This window comes from Cesiribacter andamanensis AMV16, assembly GCF_000348925.1.
Classification (GTDB): domain Bacteria; phylum Bacteroidota; class Bacteroidia; order Cytophagales; family Cyclobacteriaceae; genus Cesiribacter; species Cesiribacter andamanensis.
In genome coordinates, this window is sequence record NZ_AODQ01000202.1 from 1 (window position 1) to 4,539 (window position 4,539).

Annotated in this window: 4 protein-coding genes; 3 read left to right on the top strand and 1 reads right to left on the bottom strand. The window is 59.0% G+C overall.

Translation table 11 applies throughout. The features are described from left to right. The 3 genes from ADICEAN_RS20235 to leuB all read left to right on the top strand — a co-directional run. The coding region (locus ADICEAN_RS20235) for an aconitase family protein (RefSeq protein ID WP_040398532.1) at window positions 1-768 on the top strand (768 nt) is incomplete at its 5' end. 394 nt (window positions 769-1,162) lie between these two features. Next, window positions 1,163-1,759, top strand: coding sequence for a 3-isopropylmalate dehydratase small subunit (gene leuD, locus ADICEAN_RS20240; RefSeq protein ID WP_009197538.1), 597 nt, complete (start codon window positions 1,163-1,165; stop codon window positions 1,757-1,759). After that, entirely contained in the window at window positions 1,747-2,868 is a 1,122-nt protein-coding gene (gene leuB / locus ADICEAN_RS20245; RefSeq protein ID WP_009197539.1) for a 3-isopropylmalate dehydrogenase, read from the top strand. The genes leuD and leuB overlap by 13 nt, the downstream gene beginning before the upstream one ends. 152 nt (window positions 2,869-3,020) lie before the next feature. Here the strand turns inward: leuB and thrC are convergent, their stop codons facing one another. Then, window positions 3,021-4,319 carry a threonine synthase gene (gene thrC, locus ADICEAN_RS20250; protein WP_009197540.1) on the bottom strand — a complete coding sequence of 433 codons (1,299 nt, stop codon included), beginning with the start codon at window positions 4,317-4,319 and terminating at the stop codon, window positions 3,021-3,023. Window positions 4,320-4,539 lie beyond the last annotated feature (220 nt).

Consider the following 4,539-nt stretch of genomic DNA (forward strand, 5'->3'; position numbering starts at 1 on the left):
CGCATGACCGTCTGCAACATGAGCATTGAAATGGGGGCCCGCGGCGGCCTGATCGCCCCTGACGAGACCACATTTGCCTACCTGAAGGGCCGCCCCTTTGCCCCGCAGGGCGAGCGCTGGGAGGCGGCGGTAGCCTATTGGAAAGGGCTGTATTCGGACGAAGGTGCCCCCTTTGAGGAAGAGCTGCACATGGATGCGGCCGATATCTCCCCCATGATCACCTATGGGACCAACCCGGGCATGGGCATCCCCATTACAGCCCCCATTCCGCAGCAGCTGGAGGGAAGCGAGGCCGTTAGCTTTGCCAACTCCCTGCGCTACATGGGTTTTCAGCCGGGCGAGTCGCTGCTGGGCAAAGAGATTCAGTATGTATTCATCGGTTCCTGTACAAACTCCCGTATTGAGGATTTGCGCGAGGTAGCCGCCTATGTGCAGGGCAGGCAGAAGGCTCCCCATGTGGAGGCCATCATTGTGCCGGGCTCGCAGCAGGTTGCCTGGCAGGCGCGGCAGGAGGGGCTGGACCAGATTCTGGCCGCTGCCGGTTTTGAGCTGCGGGAGCCGGGCTGCAGTGCCTGCCTGGCCATGAATGATGATAAGATCCCGGCCGGGGCCTACTGCGTCTCCACCTCCAACCGCAACTTTGAAGGCCGGCAGGGCCCCGGCGCCCGCACCCTGCTGGCCAGTCCGCTGGTAGCCGCCATTACGGCTGTGGAAGGAAAGATCGTGGATGTGCTGGCGTATGTGGGTGGGGAAGAGGTAGGGGTGTGATGTGGGGTAGTGGAATAGGCCAGTGGCAATAAGATAAGCAGTTGTAACTACGGCCTCTCTCTACAGACTCAACCAACCCATCACCGCTGGGGACCCACCCCCAACCCCACTAGCCGTGCGCCTCCCAGGAGGGGATTCTGGCCTCTAGAGGCTTTTGACTATTGATCATATTGGCAAGGTGTCATGTGTATACTACGATACTTTAAAGGTTATCAGCCAGTCAGGGAACGGTACGATAATCCCCTCCTGGGAGGGGTTGGGGGTGGGTTGGTAGGTTGGTCAGTTGCCGATGAAGTGACTTGGAAGTCTCCTCAACTACTGCCACTCATGCCACTTCAAAATTTAAAAAATATAGAAAAACAAAGAGGCGCACAGCCTCAGCCAAGAACATAAAATGGAAAAATTCCACCTGCTTCGGTCCACGGCGGTGCCGCTGCCGATCGAAAATATAGACACTGACCAGATCATCCCGGCCCGCTTTCTGAAGGCCACCTCCCGGGAGGGCTTTGGCCAGAACCTGTTCCGGGACTGGCGCTACGATGCGCAGGGCAACCCCCGGCCGGATTTTGTGCTGAACAACCCACGCTACAGCGGAAAGATCCTGGTGGCCGGAAAAAACTTTGGCTGCGGCTCCAGCCGGGAGCATGCCGCCTGGGCCATCCATGATGCCGGCTTCAAGGTGGTGATCTCCAGCTACTTTGCCGATATTTTTCGGGGAAATGCCCTCAACAACGGCCTGCTGCCCCTGCAGGTAAGCGATGAGCTGCTGGAGCGCCTGCTGCAGCAGCTCCACCAGGCGCCGGAAACCGAACTGCTGGTAGACCTGGCTGTGCAGGAGCTGCAGGTGCCGGCCTGGGGCGAAACCATTCAGTTTGCCATTGATGGGTACAAGAAGGAATGCCTGCTGAAGGGCTATGATGACATCGATTTTTTAGTGAACCAAAAAGAGGCCATTGAAGCCTACGAGAAAAACAGAGTATGGGCGTATTGAAAAAACAGATAGCCGTACTGGCGGGCGATGGAATCGGCCCCGAGGTATGCAGAGAAGCCATAAAAGTGCTGGAGGCCATAGGCGAGCGCTTTGGCCATGCCTTTACGTTCAACCACCAGCTTATGGGCGCCTGTGCCATAGAGGCCAGCGGCACCCCCCTGCCGGAGCATACGCTGGAGGCATGCCTGGAGGCCGATGCCATTCTGATGGGGGCCATTGGCGATCCCAAATATGACAATGACCCCACGGCAAAGGTACGGCCCGAGCAGGGTCTGCTGCGCCTGCGCAAATCGCTGGGCCTGTTTGCCAACATTCGCCCGGTAACCGCCTATCAGGTGCTCTTGCAGCACTCCCCCCTGAAAAACGATCGCATCGAAGGAGCCGATATGCTCTTTTTCCGGGAGCTGACGGGCGGTATCTACTTTGGCGAAAAGGGACGGAATGCCGATGGCTCTGCCTACGACCACTGCACCTACAGCCGGGAGGAGATCAGCCGCATTGCCCACCTGGCCTTTCAGTCGGCCGAGGGGCGGCGCCACAAGCTCACCCTGGTCGACAAAGCCAATGTGCTGGAAACCTCCCGGCTCTGGCGGGAGGTGGTAAAGGAGATTGCCCCTGCCTATCCCAGTGTGGTGGTAGAGTACCTCTTTGTAGACAATGCCGCCATGCAGCTGATCCTGAACCCCAGGCAGTTTGATGTGATCCTGACCGAAAACATGTTTGGGGATATTCTGTCCGACGAAGCCTCGGTCATTGCCGGCTCGCTTGGCCTGCTGCCCTCGGCATCGGTGGGGGTGCATACCGCCCTTTTTGAGCCCATCCATGGATCCTATCCGCAGGCTGCCGGCAAGGGCATTGCCAACCCCATTGCTACCATCCTTTCGGCCGCCATGCTGCTGGAGCACTTTGCCCTTAAACAGGAAGCCGAACTGGTACGCGAAGCCGTACAGCACGCCCTTGACAACAAGATCCTGACCCCTGAGCTCAACAGCAAGGCCCCCTATACCACCGAGCAGGTAGGTAGCTTTATTGCCTGCTATGTAAAGGAAGGAGCAGGGCCGGGCCGGGATACCCATAATCTGGAGTTGGGCTGCAGCACCATTATTTAAAGCCTGTCAGCAATGCCAGGCTGGCTGTCTCCAAAAAAATTGCCTTGGATAAAGTTGGAAAAGAAGCGCCTCCGGCACTAGCGTATCCGCTTTTTTGCATGCTTTGTAACGAGGTGCAGGCCTGTTACCTGAGCATTCCGGACGTCTGGCCGCTACACCAGCAAGAGCTGTTTCAGGCTGTCAAACTCATTTCTCATGGGGAGCTGCTGTTCCGCTTTCTGAAGGTAGTGCGCCAGTTGGGCAGGTATGGCAAGGGGCTGATCGAGGGCTGCCTCTACTACCTCCCGGAACTTGGCCGGATGGGCCGTTTCCAGAAAAATACCGCAGTGGCCGGGCCCTTGCTCTGCCTGGTACTGCTTTAACCCAAGATAGCCAATGGCGCCATGGGGGTCCAGCAGGTACCCCCGATCTTCCCACAGCCTGCGGATGGCCTGCCGGGTCTCTGCATCGCTAAAGGAATAGCCCGAAAGTTGCTGGCAGAAGCGGGCATGCTGGTGCTGATACAGGGCAGCAAGGCGGGCATAGTTGCTGGGATTTCCCACATCCATGGCATTGGAAAGCGTAGCCACCGAAGGGCGGGGCTGGTACTGACCGCTCCTGAGGTAGTGCGGCACAATATCATTGGCATTGGTGGCAGCTATAAAACGCTGCACAGGCAGGCCCATGGCCGCAGCCATCAGTCCGCCGGTGAGGTTGCCAAAGTTGCCGCTGGGCACCGAAAACACCACGGGTCCTGCCGGCTGCTGCAGCTGCGCCAGGGCCCAGAAGTAGTAAAAGCTCTGGGGGATCAGGCGGGCAATGTTGATGCTGTTGGCAGAGCTAAGCAGCTGCCGCTGGTTCAGTTCCCGATCGGCCAGGGCTAGTTTGGCCAGCTGCTGGCAATCGTCAAAGGTTCCCTCTACCTCCAGCGCGGTGATATTGCCCCCCCAGGTGGTAAGCTGCTTTTGCTGCAGGGGGCTTACCTTTCCTTTAGGATAGAGCAGGTAGACCCTGATGCCCGGCACCCCAAAAAAGCCTGCAGCTACTGCACTGCCGGTATCGCCGGAGGTAGCCACCACAATTCTGAGCTCCCGGCTTTCATTACGGGTCAGATAGGCCAGCAGGCGTGCCATAAAACGTGCCCCTACATCCTTAAAGGCCGCCGTGGGCCCCCGGTAGAGCTCCAGGCTGTAAATTCCCTCTTCTACAGCCACCAGCGGAATGGGAAAATCCAGCACCTCCTCCAGCAGGGGGCGCAGCACCTCTGGGGGAACCTCCTCCGCCAGAAATGGCCGGGCAACGGCATAGGCAATGTCGGGTAAAGATTGCGTCCCGAGCTGCCGGAAAAAAGCGGGGGGGAGCTGGGGGATCTGCTCCGGCAAATAGAGCCCGCCATCGGGGGCCAGCCCCTGCACTACCGCCTGGCGCAGGGGCACAGGGGGCGATTGCCCATTGGTACTGTAAAACTTCATGCGCGCTGAGGGGTGGGAGGTACATGGCTAGCGGCTGCCCCGGGCTGCACAGCCTGTCCGGAATCGTCTGACGCTACGCCATCCGGTTCCAAACGCATAATCCGGGGCCCCGCCATGTTGATGGGGGAGGCGTAGGGGGTAGCCCCTATCCCTTTTTGCTGCAGGTAGCTGCCAGCCGGCCGGAAAGCTGCTGCGACTGTTCAAGCCCGGGGCACAGGGC

Coding starts and splice junctions, on each gene's coding strand:
- leuD (WP_009197538.1), top strand. CDS start 1,163: ATGGAAAAATTCCACCTGCTTCGGTCCACGGCGGTGCCGCTGCCGATC.
- leuB (WP_009197539.1), top strand. CDS start 1,747: ATGGGCGTATTGAAAAAACAGATAGCCGTACTGGCGGGCGATGGAATC.
- thrC (WP_009197540.1), bottom strand. CDS start 4,319: ATGAAGTTTTACAGTACCAATGGGCAATCGCCCCCTGTGCCCCTGCGC.